At 73.7% G+C, this 19,730-nt stretch carries 21 protein-coding genes and 1 tRNA gene; 16 read left to right on the top strand and 6 right to left on the bottom strand.

What is annotated here, in order from left to right:
* Window positions 1–67 precede the first annotated feature (67 nt).
* Together MTO91_RS26350 and MTO91_RS26345 are read right to left on the bottom strand one after the other, a co-directional pair.
* Window positions 68–877, bottom strand: coding sequence for an IniB N-terminal domain-containing protein (locus MTO91_RS26350; RefSeq protein WP_073576079.1), 810 nt, complete (start codon window positions 875–877; stop codon window positions 68–70).
* Window positions 878–991: 114 nt separating this feature from the next.
* Window positions 992–1,840 carry a hypothetical protein gene (locus tag MTO91_RS26345; RefSeq protein ID WP_476653140.1) on the bottom strand — a complete coding sequence of 283 codons (849 nt, stop codon included), beginning with the start codon at window positions 1,838–1,840 and terminating at the stop codon, window positions 992–994.
* Window positions 1,841–2,081: 241 nt separating this feature from the next.
* On the opposite strand from MTO91_RS26345, the gene MTO91_RS26340 reads away from it, so the two are divergent.
* From MTO91_RS26340 to MTO91_RS26310, 7 genes are all read left to right on the top strand, one after another.
* Entirely contained in the window at window positions 2,082–4,106 is a 2,025-nt protein-coding gene (locus MTO91_RS26340) for an Hsp70 family protein (RefSeq protein WP_476653138.1), read from the top strand.
* A gap of 284 nt (window positions 4,107–4,390) precedes the next feature.
* Entirely contained in the window at window positions 4,391–4,723 is a 333-nt protein-coding gene (locus MTO91_RS26335; protein ID WP_139282844.1) for a hypothetical protein, read from the top strand.
* Window positions 4,724–4,802: 79 nt separating this feature from the next.
* Window positions 4,803–5,615 (top strand): DMT family transporter, encoded by an 813-nt coding sequence (locus tag MTO91_RS26330; RefSeq protein ID WP_139282843.1) that lies wholly within the window; start codon window positions 4,803–4,805, stop codon window positions 5,613–5,615.
* A gap of 9 nt (window positions 5,616–5,624) precedes the next feature.
* Window positions 5,625–6,347, top strand: coding sequence for an alpha/beta fold hydrolase (locus tag MTO91_RS26325; protein WP_350589078.1), 723 nt, complete (start codon window positions 5,625–5,627; stop codon window positions 6,345–6,347).
* A 43-nt stretch (window positions 6,348–6,390) separates the two neighbouring features.
* Window positions 6,391–6,729 (top strand): MmcQ/YjbR family DNA-binding protein, encoded by a 339-nt coding sequence (locus MTO91_RS26320; protein ID WP_073576074.1) that lies wholly within the window; start codon window positions 6,391–6,393, stop codon window positions 6,727–6,729.
* A 15-nt stretch (window positions 6,730–6,744) separates the two neighbouring features.
* On the top strand, window positions 6,745–7,698 hold the full coding sequence (locus MTO91_RS26315) for a ketopantoate reductase family protein (protein ID WP_476653137.1): 954 nt from the start codon (window positions 6,745–6,747) through the stop codon (window positions 7,696–7,698).
* Window positions 7,695–8,339, top strand: coding sequence for a maleylpyruvate isomerase N-terminal domain-containing protein (locus MTO91_RS26310; RefSeq protein ID WP_073576072.1), 645 nt, complete (start codon window positions 7,695–7,697; stop codon window positions 8,337–8,339). The genes MTO91_RS26315 and MTO91_RS26310 overlap by 4 nt, the downstream gene beginning before the upstream one ends.
* Here the strand turns inward: MTO91_RS26310 and MTO91_RS26305 are convergent.
* Window positions 8,336–8,902, bottom strand: a complete 567-nt coding sequence (locus MTO91_RS26305) for a hypothetical protein (protein ID WP_476653135.1) — start codon at window positions 8,900–8,902, stop codon at window positions 8,336–8,338. The two genes, MTO91_RS26310 and MTO91_RS26305, sit on opposite strands and share 4 nt — an antisense overlap.
* 205 nt (window positions 8,903–9,107) lie before the next feature.
* Between MTO91_RS26305 and MTO91_RS26300 the strand changes: the two genes are divergently transcribed.
* From MTO91_RS26300 to MTO91_RS26285, 4 genes are read left to right on the top strand one after another with little or no spacing between them, the layout of a single operon-like run.
* Window positions 9,108–9,998 carry a hypothetical protein gene (locus MTO91_RS26300; protein ID WP_476653134.1) on the top strand — a complete coding sequence of 297 codons (891 nt, stop codon included), beginning with the start codon at window positions 9,108–9,110 and terminating at the stop codon, window positions 9,996–9,998.
* Window positions 9,995–11,065, top strand: a complete 1,071-nt coding sequence (locus MTO91_RS26295) for a PrsW family glutamic-type intramembrane protease (protein WP_476653133.1) — start codon at window positions 9,995–9,997, stop codon at window positions 11,063–11,065. The genes MTO91_RS26300 and MTO91_RS26295 overlap by 4 nt, the downstream gene beginning before the upstream one ends.
* A 46-nt stretch (window positions 11,066–11,111) precedes the next feature.
* The gene (locus tag MTO91_RS26290) at window positions 11,112–11,744 is read left to right on the top strand and encodes a pyridoxamine 5'-phosphate oxidase family protein (RefSeq protein ID WP_062398847.1); all 633 of its coding nucleotides are present in this window, start codon (window positions 11,112–11,114) and stop codon (window positions 11,742–11,744) included.
* 54 nt (window positions 11,745–11,798) lie between these two features.
* Window positions 11,799–12,173: a hypothetical protein gene (locus MTO91_RS26285; RefSeq protein ID WP_476653131.1), complete on the top strand. Its 375-nt coding sequence runs from the start codon at window positions 11,799–11,801 to the stop codon at window positions 12,171–12,173.
* A gap of 209 nt (window positions 12,174–12,382) precedes the next feature.
* Here the strand turns inward: MTO91_RS26285 and MTO91_RS26280 are convergent.
* Window positions 12,383–12,453: transfer RNA gene (locus MTO91_RS26280), tRNA-Gly, on the bottom strand.
* Between the two features lie 163 nt (window positions 12,454–12,616).
* Between MTO91_RS26280 and MTO91_RS26275 the strand changes: the two genes are divergently transcribed.
* Both MTO91_RS26275 and dcd read left to right on the top strand, forming a co-directional pair.
* Window positions 12,617–13,798 carry a UDP-N-acetylglucosamine 2-epimerase gene (locus MTO91_RS26275; RefSeq protein WP_476653130.1) on the top strand — a complete coding sequence of 394 codons (1,182 nt, stop codon included), beginning with the start codon at window positions 12,617–12,619 and terminating at the stop codon, window positions 13,796–13,798.
* A gap of 26 nt (window positions 13,799–13,824) precedes the next feature.
* Window positions 13,825–14,409 carry a dCTP deaminase gene (dcd, locus tag MTO91_RS26270; protein ID WP_405420891.1) on the top strand — a complete coding sequence of 195 codons (585 nt, stop codon included), beginning with the start codon at window positions 13,825–13,827 and terminating at the stop codon, window positions 14,407–14,409.
* A gap of 2 nt (window positions 14,410–14,411) precedes the next feature.
* Here the strand turns inward: dcd and MTO91_RS26265 are convergent, their stop codons facing one another.
* Window positions 14,412–14,717, bottom strand: a complete 306-nt coding sequence (locus MTO91_RS26265) for an ArsR/SmtB family transcription factor (protein WP_062398839.1) — start codon at window positions 14,715–14,717, stop codon at window positions 14,412–14,414.
* A gap of 104 nt (window positions 14,718–14,821) precedes the next feature.
* Between MTO91_RS26265 and MTO91_RS26260 the strand changes: the two genes are divergently transcribed.
* Window positions 14,822–15,202: a nuclear transport factor 2 family protein gene (locus MTO91_RS26260; protein ID WP_405420894.1), complete on the top strand. Its 381-nt coding sequence runs from the start codon at window positions 14,822–14,824 to the stop codon at window positions 15,200–15,202.
* Window positions 15,203–15,244: 42 nt separating this feature from the next.
* A complete protein-coding gene (locus MTO91_RS26255; protein WP_405420896.1) occupies window positions 15,245–16,402 on the top strand; it encodes a hypothetical protein in 1,158 nt (385 codons plus the stop codon).
* 60 nt (window positions 16,403–16,462) lie between these two features.
* On the opposite strand, the gene MTO91_RS26250 is transcribed toward MTO91_RS26255, so the two are convergent.
* Window positions 16,463–18,937: a heterodisulfide reductase-related iron-sulfur binding cluster gene (locus MTO91_RS26250; protein WP_405420898.1), complete on the bottom strand. Its 2,475-nt coding sequence runs from the start codon at window positions 18,935–18,937 to the stop codon at window positions 16,463–16,465.
* Between the two features lie 512 nt (window positions 18,938–19,449).
* On the opposite strand from MTO91_RS26250, the gene MTO91_RS26245 reads away from it, so the two are divergent.
* Complete coding sequence (locus MTO91_RS26245; protein WP_020622502.1) at window positions 19,450–19,728, top strand: hypothetical protein; 279 nt, start codon at window positions 19,450–19,452, stop codon at window positions 19,726–19,728.
* The last annotated feature ends 2 nt before the right edge of the window (window positions 19,729–19,730 follow it).

The raw sequence follows: 19,730 nt of genomic DNA, 5'->3' as shown, positions 1-19,730 counted from the left end.
GGGCCGTGCAGCCGATCCTACTGCTCGCGGACGGAGCAGGGACGATTTCTCGTCAGGGTGTCGAGGATCAGAGCAGCGAGGCGTTGACGTCGAGGTCGGCGTCGTTGAGCACGTTGACGTTGCCGCTGTCCTCGGTGACGGTCGAGGTCGAGCTGTCGACGTCGGTGTTGAACGAGTCCTCGAACGACGTGGTGGTCTCGTCGGTGGTGGTGGTCTCCGACGAGTTGTAGGAGTCGTTCACCGAGTCGTCACCGTCGGCGTCGCCGCCGCCGATGGCGACGGCGCCACCGTCGTCGGCGGTGATGTCGCCGTAGGAGTCGGCCGAGGAGCCGTCGCCGAAGGCGACCTGGTTGTCGTCGCCGTTGACCACGGCGTTGCCGTCGCCCACCGCGTTGCCGTCACCGGTGGTGATGGTCGAGTCGCGGATGTCGTCGCCGGCGGCCACCGCACCGTCGCCGGACGCGACGACGGAGTTGGTGTCGATGTCCTGGCGGAAGTCGCCGCCGCCGGTGTCGATGTTCTGGTTGATCGAGTTGTCGACGATGGTGTCGCGGTCGTCGACGTTGTAGGTGTAGTGGTTGTTGGTCACGTACTTGTCGATGTACTTGACCGGGTCCTCGCCGTGGTGCACGGGCGGCGGCGGCGGGGTGTGGTGGTGGCCGCCGCCGTGGCCGCCGCCGGTGTTGTAGTCGCGGTCGAAGGAGACCTCGTCGTTGTCCTGGGCCAGGACGATCGCGTCGCGGACGTCCTCGGCGGAGACGTCGGACAGGCCGCACTGGGCGAGCAGGCCCTGGGGGTCGTCCTTGAACTCGGCCAGGAGCTTCGGGTCCTTCAGCAGGTCCAGGATGAACTGGATCAGGGTCTTCTCGGCGGACATGGCGTTCTCCTCAGGGGGTGCCGTCGCGCTCGGGCGGGCGACGGAAGACGGTGGTGGCGGGGTGAGCGGGCCGGAGCCGGTGTCCGGCCCGCTCGGTTGACGACGGGAGTCGGATCAGGCGATGTCGAGGTCGACGTTCGCCTCGAGGCCGTTGCCGATGTTCGTGTTGCCGCTGTCGGTGGTGGTGTTCTCCACCGAGTCGTCGATGGTGGTGTTGAACGAGTCCTCGAAGCTGGTCTCGTTCGTCGTCGTGGTCGTGGTGGTCTCCTCGTTGAAGGAGTCGTTCACCGAGTTGTCGCCGTTGGCGTTGCCGCCGCCGATGGCGACGGCGCCGCCGTCGTCGGCGGTGATGTCGCCGTAGGAGTCGGCCGAGGAGCCGTCGCCGAAGGCGACCTGGTTGTCGTCGCCGTTGACCACGGCGTTGCCGTTGCCGACCGCGTTGCCGTTGCCGGTGGTGATGGTCGAATCCTCGATGTCGCGGCCGGCGGCCACGGCGCCGTCGCCGGAGGCGGTCACCGAGTTGGTCTCGATCGTCTGGCGGAAGTCGCCGCCGTCGGTGTCGACGTTCTGGTTGATCGAGTTGTCGACGACGGTGTCCCGGTCGTTGACGTGGTACTCGTAGAAGTTGTCCTTGACGTGGACCTTCTCGTGCTCCGCGCCGTGCTTGTGGCCGCCCTCGTGGTGGCCCTCGGAGCCGGCCTTCCAGGCCCAGCCGGCGTTGCCGTGGTCCCAGTCGAAGCCGGTGTCGTAGCTGCGGTCGAACGACACGGTGTCGTTGTCCTGGAGCAGGACGGCGGCGTCGCGGACGTCCTCGGCGGTCAGGTGTCCGAGACCGTGGTACTCGAGCGCGGCGTCGGGGTCCTTCAGGAACCAGTCGCGCAGCTCGATGTTCTCGTCCTTGTCCGGGCCGAGCCCGAGGATGATCTTGACGAACTCGACGAGAGAGAGGTCGCGGCCGGCCATGGTTGCCTCCGGGGCAGTGAGGTGGGTACCGGTCGTGGTGTCGGCCGGTGATGACGAGAAAGCTAGGGGCGCCGCCGGGTCCGGCCATCGGGGATCGCTCCGGGTCCGTGGGGGGGCCGTTAGGGGATCGGTCCCCAACCTCGAACTGCTGCGCCGCACGGGCTAACACCGGGGCGGCCCCCGTCGATGGTCTGGCGAGAGGACCACGCCGGCGTGCCGGTTCGACGAGGGGGGAGCAGTGATGTCGTACCTGCTCGGGATCGATCTGGGGGCCACCTCGGTGACCGCTGCCGTGCTGCGCACGGGCGGGGCCGCGGAGCCCGTGCGGCTGGGGGGCCGCGACGGGAGCGACGTGCTCCCGGCCGTGCTCGTCGCGACGCCCGGGGGTGACCTGCTGTGCGGTGAGCCCGCCCGTCGCCGGGCCCCGGCCGAGCCGGACCGCGTCGCACGCGGCTTCCTCGACCGGGTCGGGGACCCGACCCCGCTGTCGCTGGGCGGCTACGCCTACGCGGCCGAGGACCTGTGCGCCCGGCTGGTGCGTGTCCTGGTCGACGAGGTGTCCACCCGGCACGGCGGCCCGCCGTCGCGGATCGGGGTCACCTGCCCGGTGGGCTGGGGCCGCCACAAGCGCGACCTGCTGGCCGCCGCCCTGCGCCGCCGCGGGCTGACCGTCTCCCTGGTGACCGCGCCGCAGGCCGTCGCGCTCGCCCACCGCGCCGTCGTGCCGGCCGGGGGGCCGCTCGCCGTCGTCGACCTGGGGGGCAACGGGACCACCGCGACCGTGCTGGCCGCGGCCGCACCCGGGGTGCTGCCCGACGCCGTCGGCCGCACGCTGGGCTGCCGGACCGGTGGCGCCGACGTCGACGACGCGGTGTTCGCCTTCGTCCGGTCCTCCTCCCCGGCCACGGCCGCCGCGTTCGACGCGCTCGACCCCGACGACCCGCGGACCGTCGCCGCCCTGACCGCCCTGCGCGACGAGTGCCGCGCCGCCAAGCAGCTGCTGTCCCGGGACACCGTCGCGACCGTCCGGGTGGAGATGCCCGGCCTGCGGACCGCGGTGCGGATCCACCGCTCCGACCTCGACGAGCTCACCCGCCCGCTGCTCGAGCCGGTCGCCGACCTGGTGCAGGACGTCGCCGCCGCCGCCCCCGACGCCGAGGTGCTGCTCGCCGGCGGTGCCGCGCGGATGCCGGTCGTGGTGCAGGCGGTCTCGGCGGCACTGGGCCGCCCGGTCGCCGTCGTCGCGGACCCGGTGGCCGACGCCGCCCGCGGTGCCGCACTGGCCGTCGCACCGGGGGCCGGGACCTCCTGGCCCGGTGTGCGGATGGCACCGCTGACCGGTGTCCCCGCGCCCCGCGAGCCCGTCGACCCGGCCGGGCGCAGCCCGTGGGGTCGGCCCGGGCCGGAGGCCACCGAGCGCACCGACCGCACCGGCACGACCGACCGCAACGCGCCGGCGTGGCCGACCCGCGGCGAGCGGGAGCGGACCCCGCGGACCGAGCAGCCGGCCGCCACGGCCGTCGCGCTGCTCGACCCTGAGCCGCAGACCGGCCCGCTGACCGCGGTCCCCCGCCCCCGTACGGCGCCGCCCCCCGCCCCCGCACGGACCTCGGTCCTCGGGGCCGGACAGCTGCCCGCGCCGTCCGCCGTCCGCCCGGAGCGGCCCGCCCTGGTCACCCGGGACGCCCCGGCCACCGCCCGTCGCGCCACGATCACCCGGCAGCGCCTGGTGGTCGGTGCCGGTGGTCTCGCCGGTGCCGCCGCCATCGCGGGTGCGCTGCTGTTCTGGCCCACGACGAGCCCCGGGATCGGTGAGCTGAGCGCGGCCCCCGTGCTGAGCTCACCGGCCGTCGCGCCGGCCCCGGTCGCCCCGGGCGCCGCCCCGGCCGCCGGCGTCGCCGCCGGTCCGGCCGCGGGCGCCCCCGTGGGCGGGAGGCACGCCGCCGCCGGTGGCGCCGGTGCCTCGGGTGGCGCGGCCACCGGGGGTACGGCGGCCCGCCCCGCCGCCGGTGCCGCCGCTCCGGTCGCGGCCGTCCCCCCGGCTCCCGCTCCGGTGGCTCCGGTTCCGGCGCCGACGACCCCGGTGAAGCCGACCACCCCGGCGCCGACGACCCCGGCGAAGGAGGGCTCGACCAGCACCCCGCCGGTCACGACGCCTCCGGTCACCACCCCGCCCGCCACCGACCCGACCACCCCGGTCCCGGATCCGACGACCACGGCCCCCGCGCCGACGTCGACCACCCCGGCCGCGGGTGCGGCTGCGTGATCATCCTGTCGGACAGGGAATCCACCGCCGATCACCCTCTGCGCTGCGACGACAGCGCCGAGTGACCCCCACCCCGTCCCGTCCGGACCCCGGGGCGGGATGATTCGGACCGCCGGGCCGGCGTGGACACGGGAGCCCCCACGCCGGCTCGGCCCCATGCACCTTGCGATACGGCCATGCCCGAAGGTGTGACCACCACCGCGTCGCGTCGCCCCTGTCCACCCCCTCCGACGTGGTAAAACACTGGTCGTCCCGGTTCGGGCACGGTGTGAGAGGGGCGCGTGGTGACGCGGTTGGCGGGGGCGGTCATCGGCATGGCGGCGGGTGCATTGGTGCTCGCCTATGTCGTGGTGGGCTGGCCCATCCTGGTGGTCGGAGGGCCGCTGCTGGTGGGGGTGGCCCTCACGGTCGGCATCCTTGCCCTCACCGAGCGCCCGCGGGCCCTGCTGGCGCAGCGCCGTGCGACCCAGGGCGGCACGTCCCCCTGGCAGGCCGCCGCCGGTACACGTGACGAGCAGCCCGGCAGCGGGCTGATGAGCGGCTTCTTCGAGATGCCTGCGGCGCTGCCCGAGCAGCGGCCCGCTCCGTCGGACGCCCGCCCGGCCGGCACCCGGTAGCGGTACGTCACAATCGGCCGGTGTCGATCACCCCGCATGCCGCCCGTGCCCTGACCCGGGCCCGCCTGTGCTGATCGGCATGCTCTTCGCGGTGTTCGCGATGCTCTGCAGCACCGTCGCCGCCATCCTCCAGGCCGACGCGGCCGACCAGGGCGGGCGCACCAGCGCCGTCCTGGCCCGCCCCCGGTTCCTCGGCGGGATCGCGATGGACATCGTCACCTGGCTCTGCATGGTCGTCGCGCTGCAGTTCATCCCCATCTTCGCGGTGCAGGCGACGCTCGCCGGGGCCATCGCGATGACCGCCCTGTACGCCCGCTACTTCCGCGGCGAGTGGCTGCGGCCGGTGCACCGGCTCGCCATCGGCGCCAGCATGCTCGGGCTCGCGTTCGTCGCCGGCAGCGCGGGGACCGAGCGCAAGCAGGCCCTGACCGGCCACGGCACGACCGTCGCCGTCCTGATCGCGGCGCTCGTCGCGATCATGGGGGTGACGCTGGCGATCGCGAACTCGACCAAGCCGTGGCCGTCGGCGGTGCTCGCCGGGCTCGGGCTGGGCGGCGGCTCGGTCTGCATCCGCGCGATGCACGTCTCCGACGGTGTGGACCTGGGGAGCCTGCTGCGCGAGCCGCTCGTTTACATCCTGGTCGGGATGGCCCTGACCGGCCTGTACAACTACGCCCGCGCGCTGCAGCTCGGCGACGTCTCCACGGTCACCGCGCTGTACATGGTCACCCAGGTCGTCGTGCCCGGTCTGGTCGGCATCACCCTGCTCGACGACACCGTCCGCCCCGGTCTGTGGTGGCTGCTGCTGCTCGGGCTGGCACTCGTCGTGTACGGCACCTCGATCCTGGCGCGGCGCCGTCCGGAGAAGCGGACTCCCCCGCGAGTGGCCTAGTTTCGGGCCATGCCCTCCTTCGAGCGCCCCGGTGTGACCCTGCACTACGAGGAGCACGGCACGGGGTTCCCGGTCCTGCTGCTGGCGCCGGGCGGCATGAACTCGACGATCGCGGCCTGGGGCAACGCCCCCTGGGACCCGGTCACCCACCTCGCGCAGCGGTACCGCGTCATCGCGATGGACCAGCGCAACGCCGGGTCCTCGGTCGCCGAGGTCCACGGCAGCGACGGCTGGGACACCTACACCGCCGACCAGCTCGCCCTGCTCGACCACCTCGGCGTCGACGAGTGCGCGGTGCTCGGCATGTGCATCGGCGGCGCCTTCATCGCGAACCTGCTGGCCACCGCGCCGCAACGCGTCCGGGCCGCGGTCGCGCTGCAGCCCATCGGCCGCGCCGACAACCAGCACCTGTTCGAGGGGAAGTTCGACGAGTGGCGCGCCGGGATCGAGGCCGACCACCCCGGGGTCCCCGACGACGACTGGGCCGCGTTCCGCACGAACATGTGGGGCGGCGGCGGGATGCTGTACTCCGTCCCCGACGAGGCGCTCGCCCACGTCGCGACGCCGTGGCTGGTGCTGATGGGGATCGACGACTTCCACCCGGAGCCCGTGTCGCGCCGTCTCGCCGGGCTCGCGCCGGGCGCGGAGCTGGTCGAGCAGTGGAAGGTCGAGCCGCACGTCGCCGACGGCCGGGCCGCCGTCGACCGGTTCCTCGCGGCCCACCTGGTCTGATTCCTCCACGACGGGCAGCGCCCGCCGCGGGCACCATGGCCCCGTGCCGAGCTGGGACGACGTGGTGCGGATCGGGTCCGGGCTGCCGGAGGTCGAGGAGTCGACCTGGTACCGGACGCCGTCGTTGAAGGTCCGTGGCACGGGCTTCGCCCGGCTGCGCACCGAGGCCGAGGGCGGGCTGGTGCTGATGTGCTCGCTCGAGGAGAAGGAGGCGCTGCTCGCGTCGGGCGACCCGGCGTACTTCACGACCCCGCACTACGACGGTCACGGCTCGATCCTCGTCGACCTCGACCGGGTCGACGCGGGGCAGCTCGCTGAGCTCGTCGAGGAGGCGTGGCGGCGGAAGGCCCCGCCGTCGGTCGTGCGCCGGCGTGACGGCTGAGCCACCATCGTCGTCGTGCGCTATGTGGTGATCGGGGCAGGGGCCGTCGGCGGGACGATCGCGGCGCGACTCCACGCGGCCGGGCGGGAGGTCGTGGTCGTCGCCCGGGGCGCGCACCTCGACGCGATCCGCGAGCGCGGGCTGCGCCTCGACACCCCGGACGGGTCGACCACCCATCCGGTGGAGGCCGTGGGCACGGTCGGCGAGGCCCGGCCCACCCCCGACGATGTCGCGATCCTCGCCGTGAAGTCGCAGGACACCCCGCCGCCGTTGGCCGCGCTGCTCGAAGCGGCCCCCGGCATCACCGTGGTGTGCGCGCAGAACGGCGTCGCCAACGAGCGGCTCGCCGCCCGCCGCACGGACCGGGTGCAGGCGATGCTGGTGATCCTGCCCGCCGAGCACTACGAGCCGGGGGTGGTCGTCGCGTCGTCGTCGCCGGTCCCCGGCGTGCTCGACGTCGGCCGGTTCCCCTCCGGTGTCGACGCCACCACGGAGGCGATCGTCGCCGACCTCACCGCGGCCGGGTTCTCCTCCCGCGCCGACCCGGACGTGATGGCCGCGAAGTACGGCAAGCTGCTCACCAACCTGGCCAACGCCGTCGACGCGGTCTGCGGGCTCGACGACCCCGACGCGCCCCGCCTCGTCGAGGCCGTGACCGCGGAGGGCCGCGCCGTCCTGGACGCGGCCGGGATCACCGCCCGGACCGGCGACGACGACCGCGTCCGCCGGGAGGGCACCATCAGCGAGCGGCCGGTCGCAGGGGCGACGCGACGGGGCTCGTCGTCGTGGCAGAGCCTGCAGCGCGGGACCGGCTCCATCGAGGCCCGCTACCTCAACGGCGAGATCGTGGCCCTGGGCGCGGCGCACCGGATCGCGACCCCGGTCAACACCGAGCTGATGCGGGTGGCCGAGGAGATGGCCGCGGCCGGGGAGCAGCCGGCGTCGCGGTCCGGTGCGGACCTGCTGTGACGGCCTACCCGCTCGACGTGGCGCGCCCGGCGTTCCTCGCCGCGCTCGACGGGCTGTCCGCGTTGCTCGACCACGTCGACGACACCGACCTGCACGCCCGCAGCCGCTGTCACGGCTGGCTCGCCGCGGACGTCCTCGCGCACCTGCACCTGGGCCTGGTCGAGATGCTCGCCGGGTTCCCCGCCCGCACCGACCGGCCCGCCGACGCCGACCTCGCGACCTACTGGACCGCGTTTCCCGGGCCCGAGCTGCCGGGCTGGGCGCACGAGCGCTTCGCCCGCGCCGTCGCCGCGGCCTACGCCCGCCCGACCGGGCAGATCGTCCACGTCGCGATGACGCTGCGCGGCCTGCGCCGGCTCGTCGCGGACCTGGACGGGCCGTACCGGCTGGAGTTCCAGGGGCACGTCCTCGACGTCGGGGACTTCGTCGGCACCTGGGTCGTCGAGGTCGTGGTGCACCACCTGGACATGACCGTCGCGTTGCCGGACGCACCGGCCCCGCCCGCGTCGGGGCTCGCGGTGGTGCGGGAGACGGTGACCCGGCTGGCCGGTCCCGACGTCGTCGCGGGGTGGGGGGACGACACCGCCCTCGCGCTCGCCGCCACCGGGCGGGAGCCGGGGATGACGCCCGTCCTGGGCTAGTAGGTGATGTGCGCGCCGGAGGCTTGGAGCTCGGACCGGCTGAACAGCGTCTCGCTGGTGTCCGACCCCACGGTGACCCTGTAGTACTCGCTGCCGGCGGGGACGCCGTCGCCGGAGAACGCGAACGTGCAGCTGTCCGACCAGCCGGACCAGCCGGCGGGCCCGGACACCCCCGGTCCGAGGGACCCGGTCCCGACGACCGCTCCCTCTCCGTCCCGGATGCTCACCGGGGTGCCGCTGTCGAGCCAGCCGAGGTAGCCGGCCCCACCGCAAGCGGAGAAGGGTGCGACGGTCCCGGCGGCCCCGGTGATCGACACGGTCCCCGTGACGTCCATCGTCCGCTGCGCCGCGACCGCCGACCCCAGCAGCGCGACCAGTAGGACTGCTCCGACGACGGCCAGGACGACCCATCCCCGTCGCGGTGCCGGACGCGGAGGCAGGGTCCAGGAGGTGACGGGCACCGGCCCGAACCCGGCCGGGACGGTCGCCCACGGCGGGGGCTGCGGCGGCGTCCACGGGCCGCGGCCCGACCACGGAACCGGTCGATCGACGGTGTTGGTCATGTCCCCACGTCCCCACGACGGCGGGCACCCGGTGCGCCCGCGACGCCCTCCTGTCGGGCCGGTGAGCTGCTCCGTTTCGCCCCGTCATCACAAGAGATGAAGTGCGCCGTCCGGAGCAGGGCCACCGATAACGACAGGGTGGTGCGTGCGATGGGCAGGCAACACGGCCGGACTGGTCCGGCCGCCGTCGTCGGGGAGGGTCGTCATGGTGGAGCGGTGCCGGTGCGGGGCGGAGCTGCTGGGCTCGCTGCACTTCTGCGTGGGGTGCGGACGGCCGCGGGCGCAGGCCGTCGTCCCCCGGCCGCGGACCGGGGCGGTGCCGGTCGGCGCCGGGACCCCGGCGCCGCAGGGACGGACCGCCGTGCAGCACCCGTCGACGGCGCAGTACCGCCCCGCCGACCGGTGCCGCCCCGCCGCGTCGGCGCCGGCCCCGTCGGCCTGGGCCGGCCCGCAGCCGACCGGCTACGCGCCGGGCTGGGACGCCCCGGCCGGGTGGGGTCCGGTGGTGCCCGCCCCGTCGCGGACGCCGTGGGTGGTCGCCTCGCTGGTGCTGGTGACGCTGCTGCTGGCGGGGGCGGCGCTGCTCGTCCTGCGCCCCGACCTGCTCCCCGGCACCGCGCCCACCGTGACCCCGGCGGCCGCGCCGGTACCGGTGGTGGTCGCCCCTGCCGCGGCGCCGGTCGTGATCCCGCCGACCACCTACGTGCCGGGCTACACCCCGTCGCCGACGACGTCGCTCACCGAGCAGGCCGCCGCCGACAGCCCGCGCGTCGCCGCGACGGCCGGCTACTGGGTCCCGCAGCTGTCCTCCAAGCGCGCCGGCACCAGCGACGGCGGCATCACCTACGACGAGCAGGGCATCCTCGACCACTACCGCGGCCTCGCCGCGCAGTACCCGGGCGCCGCGCTGGTCTGGTCCGGCGACTGGCCGGTCTTCCGCAACAGCGACTACTGGGTCGTGGTCGTCGCCCAGCCCTTCACCACAGCGGCCGGCGCGAACGCCTGGTGCGACGCCCAGGGCTTCGGCTCCGACGACTGCTTCGCCAAGAAGATCTCCTGGAGCGACGGCCCGCAGGGATCGACGGTGCACCGGTGAGCGCGCCGTACGGGCCGCGTCCGCGGACGCCGCTGCCGGACGTGTCCGTGCTGTTCCCGTGGCGGGCGTGGACCCGGCACCCGTGGTTCCGGTCGTGGACGACGTGGGTGTTCGTGGCGCTGATCGCGGTGCCGCCGCTGGCGACGACGCTGCCGACGTCCGGCTCCGACGACATCCTGCTGCCGTCGATCGTCTTCGCGTTCTACTTCGCCGCGGCCTGGTTCCTGGTGCTGTGGAAGGTCGTGGCGCCGGGCGGGGTGACAGGCCCGGTGCTCACGCTCGTCGCCGGGATCGCGCTGGTCGTCGAGGCACCTGTCGCGGTGACCCTCGAACGCGCCCTGGCAGCCGACACCGACACCCTGCTCGCCGGGATCGTGACCGTGGGCGTGCCGGAGGAGCTCGCGAAGCTGCTGCCGGTCGCGGCGCTCGCCCTCGTCCACCGACGGGCGTGGCACTCGCTCTCGCCGCGGGACTTCCTGTTCCTGGGCGCGACCTGCGGCCTGGTGTTCGGCGCCGTCGAGGCCGTCAAGTACGCGAACGACTACATGGTCATCGACGACGCGCGGTCGGGGCTGACGCTCGCGTGGCGCCTGCTGACCGGCCCGATCGTCCACGCCTGCTGGGCGGGGCTGTCCGCCTACTTCCTCGGGCTCGCGTCGCGCTACCGCGACGCCGGACCGTGGCTCGCCCTGGCGGGTCTCGGGATCGGGCTCCCCGCGCTGCTGCACGGGCTGAACAACCGGGTCGCCGGTGAGTACGGCGTCGCCTGGGCGGCGGTCGAGGGGTTCAGCGCGCTGCTGTTCCTCGGGTACGCCCGGATCGGGCTGGTCGCGGCCATACCGCCGCGGGTCACGACCGCGGTCCCGTGGGCCGTCGGGCACCCGCCGGCCCCGGTCGCGGCTCCGTGGCCCGCGGGGCACCCGTCGGCCCCGGTCGTCGATCCGGCCCGTCCGGCCCCCGCAGCGTGGCCGCCGCCGCTCCGACCCGGCACCCCGCCGCCGTCGACCACGTCCGGCCGGGTCCCCGACCTCCCGACGACCCGGCTGCCCGTCGTCGGGCGCCCGTGACCGGAATTCACTCGGCCCCGCCCGCGTCCGCGCCTACCGTCGGCGCATGACCTCCGACGCGCACGGCACCGAGATCCGTACCCTCGCCGAGCTGCAGGGGATCACCGGGCAGCCCATCGCGCCCGCGCTGGCGAAGGAGCGCGACCACCTCGTGGACGTGCACCGCGCCTGGCTGGCGGCGTCCCGGTTCCTGCTGCTGGCGACGTCGGGCCGCGACGGCACCTGCGACGTCTCGCCGAAGGGCGACCCGGCCGGTTTCGTGCACGTCGTCGACGACCGCACGGTCGCGATCCCCGAGCGTCCCGGCAACGGCCGCGTCGACGGCTGGCGCAACGTCCTGGAGAACCCGCACGTCGGCGTGATCCTGCTGGTGCCGGGCCGCAACGACACGCTGCGCATCAACGGCCGGGCCCGGCTCGTCCGGGACGCGCCGTACTTCGACGAGCTCGCCGTGAAGGGCCGCCGGCCGCTGCTCGCCTGCGAGGTCGCGATCGACCAGATCTACTTCCACTGCCCCAAGGCGTTCCTGCGCTCCGAGCTGTGGGCGACGACGAGCTGGCCCGCGCCGGACGCGCTGCCCTCCACCGCGCAGCTCGCCAAGCGGCTCGCCCGTCCCGACGAGCCACTGGAGAGGATCGAGGAGTACTACGGTGCCGGCTACGCGGCCCGGCTCTACTGAGGGTCGCGCAGGTTACATCGAAACCGCAGGTCAGACCCTGCACAATGGGGAGACGTGACACCCCCCGTCCCGCCGCTGCGGCGCTCCCTGCGTGCCCTGCTGTCCGCCGTCCTCACCGCGCTCGCGATCCCGGTCGTGCTCGCGGCGGGTGCCGCGCTGCCGCCGGCCGCGGTGGTCGTGGGGATCGTGCTGGCGGTGGTCGTCGCCGGGGTGGCCCGCACCCTGTCCTGGGTGGCCGGGGAACCGGTCGGCGAGCGGGCGACGGCGCTGGCCGTGGCCAGCGGCCTCGGCGCGGGGACCGCGGCGATCGCGCTGGGCGTGGTCGCAGTGTTCGCCGGCCCCGCGGTGCTGGTGCTCGTCCCGTTGCTCACCGGGGCCGGGGTCGCGACCTGGTGGGTCACCCTCCGGGACGTACCGCCCGCGCTCTGACTCCATGATCACCGGTTGTGGAGTCCGGAGTGCACTCCACGGCCGTCTGCGCTCCACAACCGGTAATCGTGAGGCCGCACGGCGAGCGCCACACGCCACTGGTCGCGGACCCTCGTCGCACGGGAATGGCGCGAGGGACCGTTCCCCGGAGACGACGAAGGCCCAGGCTCGGCGGGAGACCTGCCGCTGACCTGGGCCTTCGTGTTCTGAGCGGATGACGGGAATCGAACCCGCGTATTCAGCTTGGGAAGCTGATGTTCTACCATTGAACTACATCCGCATGGCGTGAGATCACCCTAGCACCACGATCCGCGTACCTGTCACGGACCTCCCCTGCCCGGTCGTCGCACGATCCGACCACCGGGCGCGCGTGTCTCGACCCGGCCGCCCGCTCCGCGCACACTCGTCACCGTCGGTCAGACCTCGGCCGGAAGGCGACTGCGATGACGGTGTTCGACCCGACGTCGGGCGACGTGTCCGGGTTCCCCCCCGACCACGAGCACGACGTCCTGCTCATCGCCGGCAGCCGTCCCGAGGTCGCCCGGCTCGCCCCGGTCGCCGGTGCCGTCGCGGCGGCGGACCGCATCCGTGGGATCACCGTCGCCACCGGGCCGGACCCGATGTCCGTCCACGAGGCGTTCGAGGCACTCGGTGTCCCCACCGACATCACGATCCTGCTGCCGCTGGAGACCGGGCCCGGCATGGCCGACGTCGCCGCGGCGCTGTTCACCCGGCTCGACCAGCTGCTCGTCGACCAGGACCCGTCCGCGGTGCTGGTGCACGGTGGTGGGCTGGCGGCCGAGGTCGCGGCGACGGTCGCGTTCTGGCGGCGGATCCCGATCGTGCACATGCAGGCCGGCATGGGTACCGACGACCTGTTGTGCCCGTTCCCGCAGGAGGCGCACCGGCGGGTCATCGGCCAGCTCGCGTCGCTGTTCCTCACCACCAGCGGCTCCGCGCTGGGCAGCCCGCTCGGCCCGAACGTGCTGACGATCGGCGACACGATCAACTCGCTGCCCGGCCCCCGGCACCAGGGCTGTGTCGACGCGCTGGAGCGGGTGCACGACCAGCACCGCAGGCTGATCGTCGTCGACCTGGCGAGGGCCTCGTCGTCGCCGGTGCTGCGCGGGATCGCGGACCTGCTGGAGCGGTACCCGCGGATCGAGATCGTGCTGTTCGGTGCGGTCGCCGCCGGGGAGACGGCGCAGTCGCTCGGGAGCCACCCGCGGGTGACGGTCGTGGCCGAGCCGGCGCTGCCCGACCAGCTGGCCGTGCTCACCGCGGCGACCGTCCTGGTCAGCGACGACCACGAGCTCGTCGTCGACGCACCCGGTCTCGGCACCCTCGCGGTCCTGGTCGACGGGCCGAACGTGCCGCAGCCCGGCGACTCGATCCGCAGCATCGCCGCGCACGACGCGGCCGCCGCCGTCGCGCAGGTGCTCGACGGCGACCACGGGCGCCGCGCCGCCGCGTCGGACGGCTTCGAGGCCGCCCGCGCCGAGCAGGCCGTCGCCTGGATGTTCGGGCTGACCCGCTCGCCGCAGCTGCCCGACGACCTCGGCGGCGGCGGCCGGCACAGCCCCGGCGGGGTGGAGTCGGACTCCGAGGAGTCCTCCGAGGCGTGACCGCGGGCCCTGGATAGGGTGTCGGAGTGCTGCTCTCCGACGGTGACCTGCGCAAGGACATCGAGTCCGGCCGGCTCGTGCTCGACCCGTGGGACGTCGAGATGCTCCAGCCGTCCAGCGTCGACGTCCGGCTGGACCGGTACTTCCGCGTCTTCCAGAACTCGCGCTACACCCACATCGACCCCTCCCGGCAGCAGGACGAGCTGACGACCCCGGTGGAGACGCCGGACGGCGAGTCGTTCGTGCTGCACCCCGGCGAGTTCGTGCTGGGCTCCACGTTCGAGAGGGTCGGGCTGCCCGACGACCTGGCCGGTCGCCTGGAGGGCAAGAGCTCGCTCGGCCGTCTGGGTCTGCTGACCCACTCCACGGCCGGGTTCATCGACCCGGGCTTCACCGGGCACATCACGCTCGAGCTGTCCAACGTGGCGAACCTGCCGATCACGCTGTGGCCGGGGATGAAGATCGGGCAGCTGTGCCTGTTCCGGCTGTCCAGCCCGGCCGAACGGCCCTACGGCACCGAGGGCGTCGGGTCGCGCTACCAGGGGCAGCGGGGCCCGACGCCGTCGCGCGCGTTCCGCAACTTCCACCGCACCGACACCCGGCGGGCCTGAACTCACCCGGCGACCACGGCCGCCACGAGCCCGGGGAACCTCGCGTCGAGGTCGACGCGCCGCAGCCGGGTGCGCAGCACCCTTCCGTCGCGGCGCTGCTCGATCACGCCCGATTCCCGCAGCGTCCGCCAGTGGTGACTCGCGCTGCTCTTGGTCATGTCCGGCAGGATCTCCTGGCAGGTGAGCGTCTCGTCCTCGCCGAGTGCGGCGAGTGTGCGGACGACGCGCATCCGCACGGGGTGGTCGAGTGCTGCGATCACGGTCTCGATGCGCAGCTCGTCGGCGGCCGGGGGCGGGTTCTCCTGCACGCCCCCATAGTACGACTACAGTCGAACTGATGTGGCGGCCGTCATCTGGTGGAGACCGATCGACCCTCTTATAGTTCGAATAGAGTCGAACTATTGGAGGAGTCATGGACATCCGTCGGCACATCGCGACCGAGTTCCACACCGCCCTCACCACCGGGGACCACGACCGGCTGCGGGCGATCCTCGATCCGGAGGTCTCCTGGACCCTGCCGGGCGACAACGCGGTCTCGGGTCGGGTCGACGGCGCCGACGCGGTGCTCGAACGTGCGGCGCTGATCGCGTCCTACGGGGTGGACTTCGCGCTCGAGCACATCCTGGTGAGCGCCGAACACGTCGCGCTCGGGCTGCACAACACGGCCCGCCGCGGGGACCGGGTGCTCGACGAGCACCTCGCCACCGTGTGCCGGATCGGGGGCGACCGGATCGTCGGGATCGAGACCTTCCTGTCCGACGAGCCGGGGATGAACGCGTTCTTCGCCGCCTGAGCGCGCCCGCGGGGGCGTGCACCGCCGCTACGCTGGGCGGTGATGGACGCCGACCGCAGCTCCCCGGACCCGTGGGCCACCGGCCGCCGTCGGAGTGGTCGCCCCGACCGCGGCGTCCGCCGCGCCACCCCACCCCGGTACGACGACGCCGCTCCCGACCCGACCGGGCGTGGCGTCCCCACCCCCGGCACACCCGCGCCCGGCGCCGCTGGCGAGACCGCGGCCGGTGAGGGCGCGGGCCGTTCCGAGCCCGCCACCCCGCCGGACCCCGGTACCGAGCTCGTCGTGTCCCCCGTGGCCCCCCCGGAACCCGACCCCGGCTCACGCGCCCTCACCCGCCGGACCGCACCCGCACCCGCGGACCCGCCACAGGCGGACCGCGGGACGGCGGACCGGGACCCCTGGGCCCCGTGGCGCCGCCTGCGCCCCCGCACCGTCCGCGGTGCCACCGCGCTCGGTCTCGCGGGTGCCGCGATCCTGCTCCTGCCCTTCCTCGACGACCCGGGCCGCTGGTGGGTCCCGGTCGGCCTCGGGTTCGGCACCCTGGTCCTGCTGGCCCTGCTGCGGCTGGACCGGCTGCTTCAGGGGTGGGCACCGCACGTCGCCGGGGTCGTGCTCGTCGCGGCCCTGGTGAACGGCACCCGGGAGAACCCGTGGGCGTGGGCGCTGGCCCTGTCGGTGGGGGTGATCGTCGCCGGGGCGCTGCTGCTGCCGCGCTGGACGGTGCTCGCCGCCGGCGTGGTGCTCCTGGTGGTGTCCGGGGTCGGGTACTCGTTCCGCTCGGCCGAGATCCGGCAGGACCAGGCCCGCGTCGACGCGCAGGCCGGCGCACAGTTCCGCAGCGACCTCGGCGTCGCCCGCCCGCAGCTCGCGCTCGTCTCGCTGGACACCGGGGTCGCCTCGCCGAACCCGGCCCGGGTCTGCCGGCTCGTCCAACCCGCCGCGCTCGACCAGCTCCGCGCCGCGACCGGTGCGGCGGCCTGCGAGGACGCCGTCGCCGTCCTGCACGGGCGGATGCCCGCCGGGGCACAGGTCACCGTCCCGGACCGGCGTCCGGACCCGGACGTGGCGGTCGGCGCCACCACCGCCGTCGACGCCTGCGGCTCGGCGTGGGGCGCGGCCGCACCGCAGCTCGGCCGCGTCGTCCTCACCCGCACCACCCCGGCGACGTTCCAGGTCAGCTCCTTCACCCCCTGCTGAGCCGCACACGACGACGGCCGGGCACCCCCTGCGGGGTACCCGGCCGTCGTCGGTGGTGGGTCAGTTCTCGTTCGAGCGCTCCGGTGTCGCCTCCTCCGGCGACGACCCGTTGCTCGACCCGATCGCCGTGCCGTTCCCCGACGACGCCGGGGTGCCGGTGCTCGACGCGCCGTCCGAGCCGGCCGGGGTCGGGTCCTGCTTCGCGGCCTCGTCGGCCACCTCGGCGGCCGGGGTGGCGGTCCCCGGGGCGTCGGTGGTCGGCGCGCTCTGGCCCTCGGTCTCGGGCTGCGGCTCCGGCGCGGTGTCGGCAGGGGCGTCGCCCCGCTTCACCGCGGTGAGCAGCATCTGCGAGACGTCCTGGACCTGCACGGCCTCACCGGCGGTCTGGTTCACGCCGTCGGTCATCATCGTGCGGCAGAACGGGCAGCCGACCGCCAGCGTGCCGGACGGCTCCGAGCCGCCACCGGCCTCGGTGAGGGTCTCGGCGGCCTCCTCGGCGCGGGTGAAGTTGATGCGCTTGCCGATGCGCTCCTCCATCCACATCCGGGCGCCACCGGCACCGCAGCACATCGACCGGTCGCCGTGCCGCGGCATCTCGGTGAGCGTGGTCGTCCCGGCCGCTCCGGTCGCGTTGATCAGCGCGCGGGGCTCCTCGTAGACCTCGTTGTGCCGCCCGAGGTAGCAGGGGTCGTGGTAGGTGACCGGGCCGGTCTCCTCGCCCGCCGGGGCCGACACCGGGACCAGCTTCTTGTCCCGCACCAGCTTGTTGAGCAGCTGGGTGTGGTGCACGACCTCGTAGTGCCCGTCGAGCTGGGGGTACTCCCGGCCCAGGGTGTTGAGGCAGTGCGGGCAGGTCGTGACGATCTTGCGGGTGCCGGCCTCGCGGCCCTCGAACACGGTGTTGAGGGTCTCGACGTTCTGCTGGGCGAGCATCTGGAACACGAACTCGTTGCCCGCGCGGCGCGCGGGGTCACCGGTGCAGGTCTCCCCCGAGCCGAGGACGGCGAAGTTCACCCCGGCGCGGTGCAGCAGCTCCGCGGTGGCCCGGACGGTCTTCTTCTGGCCGTCGTCGAACGCGCCGGCGCAGCCGATCCAGAACAGGTACTCGGTCTCGGCGTCCAGCTCGCTCTCGACGACCGGGACCTCGAAGTCGAGGCCCTTGGTCCACTCGAGGCGGTCCTTGGCGTTCTGGCCCCAGGGGTTGCCCTTGTTCTCCAGGTTCTTGAACAGCGAGTTGAGCTCGGTGGGGAACTCGGTCTCGATGAGGACCTGGTAGCGGCGCATGTCGATGATGTGGTCGACGTGCTCGATGTCGACCGGGCACTGCTCGACGCACGCGCCGCAGGTGGTGCAGGACCACAGGATGTCGGGGTCGATGACTCCGAGGACGTCCTCACCGCCGACCAGCGGCCGGCCCGCGGCCTCCAGGGCGTCGACCGGGATGGCCTTGAGCCGCTCCTCGGCGCCCTCGCCGGTGATGCCGACCTCGTCGCCCGCCATGTCGCGGCTGCCGCCGGCGAGCAGGTAGGGGGCCTTCTCGTAGGCGTGGTCGCGCAGGGCGTTGACCAGCAGCTTCGGCGACAGCGGCTTCTCGGTGTTCCACGCGGGGCACTGCGACTGGCAGCGGCCGCACTCGGTGCAGGTGGTGAAGTCGAGCAGGCCCTTCCAGGTGAAGTCCTCGACCTTGCCGACGCCGAAGGTGTCGGTGTCGGGGTCGGCCTCCTCCAGGTCCAGCGGCTTGCCGTTCGACATCATCGGCCGGGTCGCGCCGAGGGCCTTGTAGCCGTCGTCGTTGCGCTTGAAGTAGATGTTCGGGAACGCGGTGAACCGGTGCCAGGCCACACCCATCGTCGGGGTGAGCGCGATGACGATCAGCCAGACCGTCGCGGACAGCACCTTCACCGCGGCGAAGACGGTGACCAGCGTGGTCGAGGCGGGCAGGACCGCGGACAGCGCGTAGGAGACCGGGGCGGACCAGACCGGCACGTCGAACGCGCCCAGGGAGATCTTCGCGCCGCGCACCACCAGGATGCCCAGGCCCTCGAGGAACACGATCGCCTCGACGAAGTAGGCGCGGCCCATGTTCGAGCCGTAGAACCGCGACATCCGGCCCTGCCGGTTCGGGTTGTTCGCCTGGCGGATGACGATCAGCGCGGCGATGCCGACGACCGTGCCGACGCCGAGGATCTCGACGAACAGCGAGTACACCGACCACTGCCCGATCAGCGGCAGGTGGAAGGTCGGGTTCCAGACCTCGACGAAGGCCTCGACCAGCGCCAGGAACAGGCCGCCGAATCCGACCATGACCAGCCAGTGGACGATGCCCACCTTGGTCCACTTGAGCATCCTGGTGTGACCCAGGGTCTCCTTGAGCATCGTCGCGAACCGCGGCCCGAACGGGCCGGTGCGCGTCGGGTCGGACTCACCGAGCCGGATGATCTTCACCATCCGGGTCACGGTCATCGCGACGAGGGCCACGGCGACGATCGCCGACAGCACGGTGACGATGCCGAGCGTGTACTGCACCCAGGTCATCTGGAGGAACCTCCCTGTTGAACACCCAGCGGTCCCTGCCGGAGCGTGGTGCTGCCGTGACGGATCGGGACGGGAAACGATGAACCGGTCCGGTGGCGCGCGTCGGCGAGGGCGCGGTCGGGGGCGCACGGAGTACCGTGCCGCCGGGACCGGGCGGGCCTCTCCATCGCAGTGCCTCCTCGGACCTCGTCGCCGCACTGGTGTGGTGGGGTGCGACGACGGTCGGGCGAAGGGTAGTGCGCCCGGCCTGGGGTCGCCCGACCCCGTCATGGTCGGGTCGTGCTTGTTACCGAACAGTAGCCAAGGACGACCATGACATCTCGGACCGGGGCCGGTCCCGCGGGGAGACACGAGTCACGCCCGATCGGCGCTGGTCCGACCGTGTCGACCCGATCGCGCAGCGTGGCGCACCGGTGGGCCGGGTGGCTCAGCCCCTAGGATCCCGTACGGGTCTCGTGGTCTACTCGCCTGCGGGAGCGACCGGGACAAGCGGACTGCCGCAAGGAGGAGCTGTGAAGACCTCGTACGAGGCGATCCAGCTGGTACTCGCCCAGGGCGGACAGCTGACCACGGTCAACCTCCGTGACTGGATCACGAACAACATCGTGCCGCTGATCCTGCTCGCGATCGCCGTCATCCTGCTGTGGATCGGTGGTCGTGGTGACAACGCCGGCGTGGCCCGGCGCAGCATCGGACTGCTGGTGGGTCTGATCGCACTGGGCATCGCCGTGACCGGCAGCGGTCCGGCCATCGGACAGGCGCTGGCCAACCTGCTCGTGACCCCGGGCTGATC

It is taken from the genome of Pseudonocardia sp. 2-7 (genome assembly GCF_056341085.1).
This window is presented reverse-complemented; position numbering and strand designations above follow the sequence as displayed.

Bases quoted from the DNA above. Each gene is read 5' to 3' on its own strand.
- MTO91_RS26345 (WP_476653140.1), bottom strand. From the start codon at position 1,840: ATGGCCGGCCGCGACCTCTCTCTCGTCGAGTTCGTCAAGATCATCCTC.
- MTO91_RS26290 (WP_062398847.1), top strand. From the start codon at position 11,112: ATGACCTCCGACGCGCACGGCACCGAGATCCGTACCCTCGCCGAGCTG.
- MTO91_RS26260 (WP_405420894.1), top strand. From the start codon at position 14,822: ATGGACATCCGTCGGCACATCGCGACCGAGTTCCACACCGCCCTCACC.
- MTO91_RS26300 (WP_476653134.1), top strand. From the start codon at position 9,108: ATGGTGGAGCGGTGCCGGTGCGGGGCGGAGCTGCTGGGCTCGCTGCAC.
- MTO91_RS26340 (WP_476653138.1), top strand. From the start codon at position 2,082: ATGTCGTACCTGCTCGGGATCGATCTGGGGGCCACCTCGGTGACCGCT.
- MTO91_RS26325 (WP_350589078.1), top strand. From the start codon at position 5,625: ATGCCCTCCTTCGAGCGCCCCGGTGTGACCCTGCACTACGAGGAGCAC.
- MTO91_RS26275 (WP_476653130.1), top strand. From the start codon at position 12,617: ATGACGGTGTTCGACCCGACGTCGGGCGACGTGTCCGGGTTCCCCCCC.
- MTO91_RS26250 (WP_405420898.1), bottom strand. From the start codon at position 18,937: ATGACCTGGGTGCAGTACACGCTCGGCATCGTCACCGTGCTGTCGGCG.
- MTO91_RS26255 (WP_405420896.1), top strand. From the start codon at position 15,245: ATGGACGCCGACCGCAGCTCCCCGGACCCGTGGGCCACCGGCCGCCGT.
- MTO91_RS26305 (WP_476653135.1), bottom strand. From the start codon at position 8,902: ATGACCAACACCGTCGATCGACCGGTTCCGTGGTCGGGCCGCGGCCCG.
- MTO91_RS26330 (WP_139282843.1), top strand. From the start codon at position 4,803: ATGCTCTTCGCGGTGTTCGCGATGCTCTGCAGCACCGTCGCCGCCATC.
- MTO91_RS26350 (WP_073576079.1), bottom strand. From the start codon at position 877: ATGTCCGCCGAGAAGACCCTGATCCAGTTCATCCTGGACCTGCTGAAG.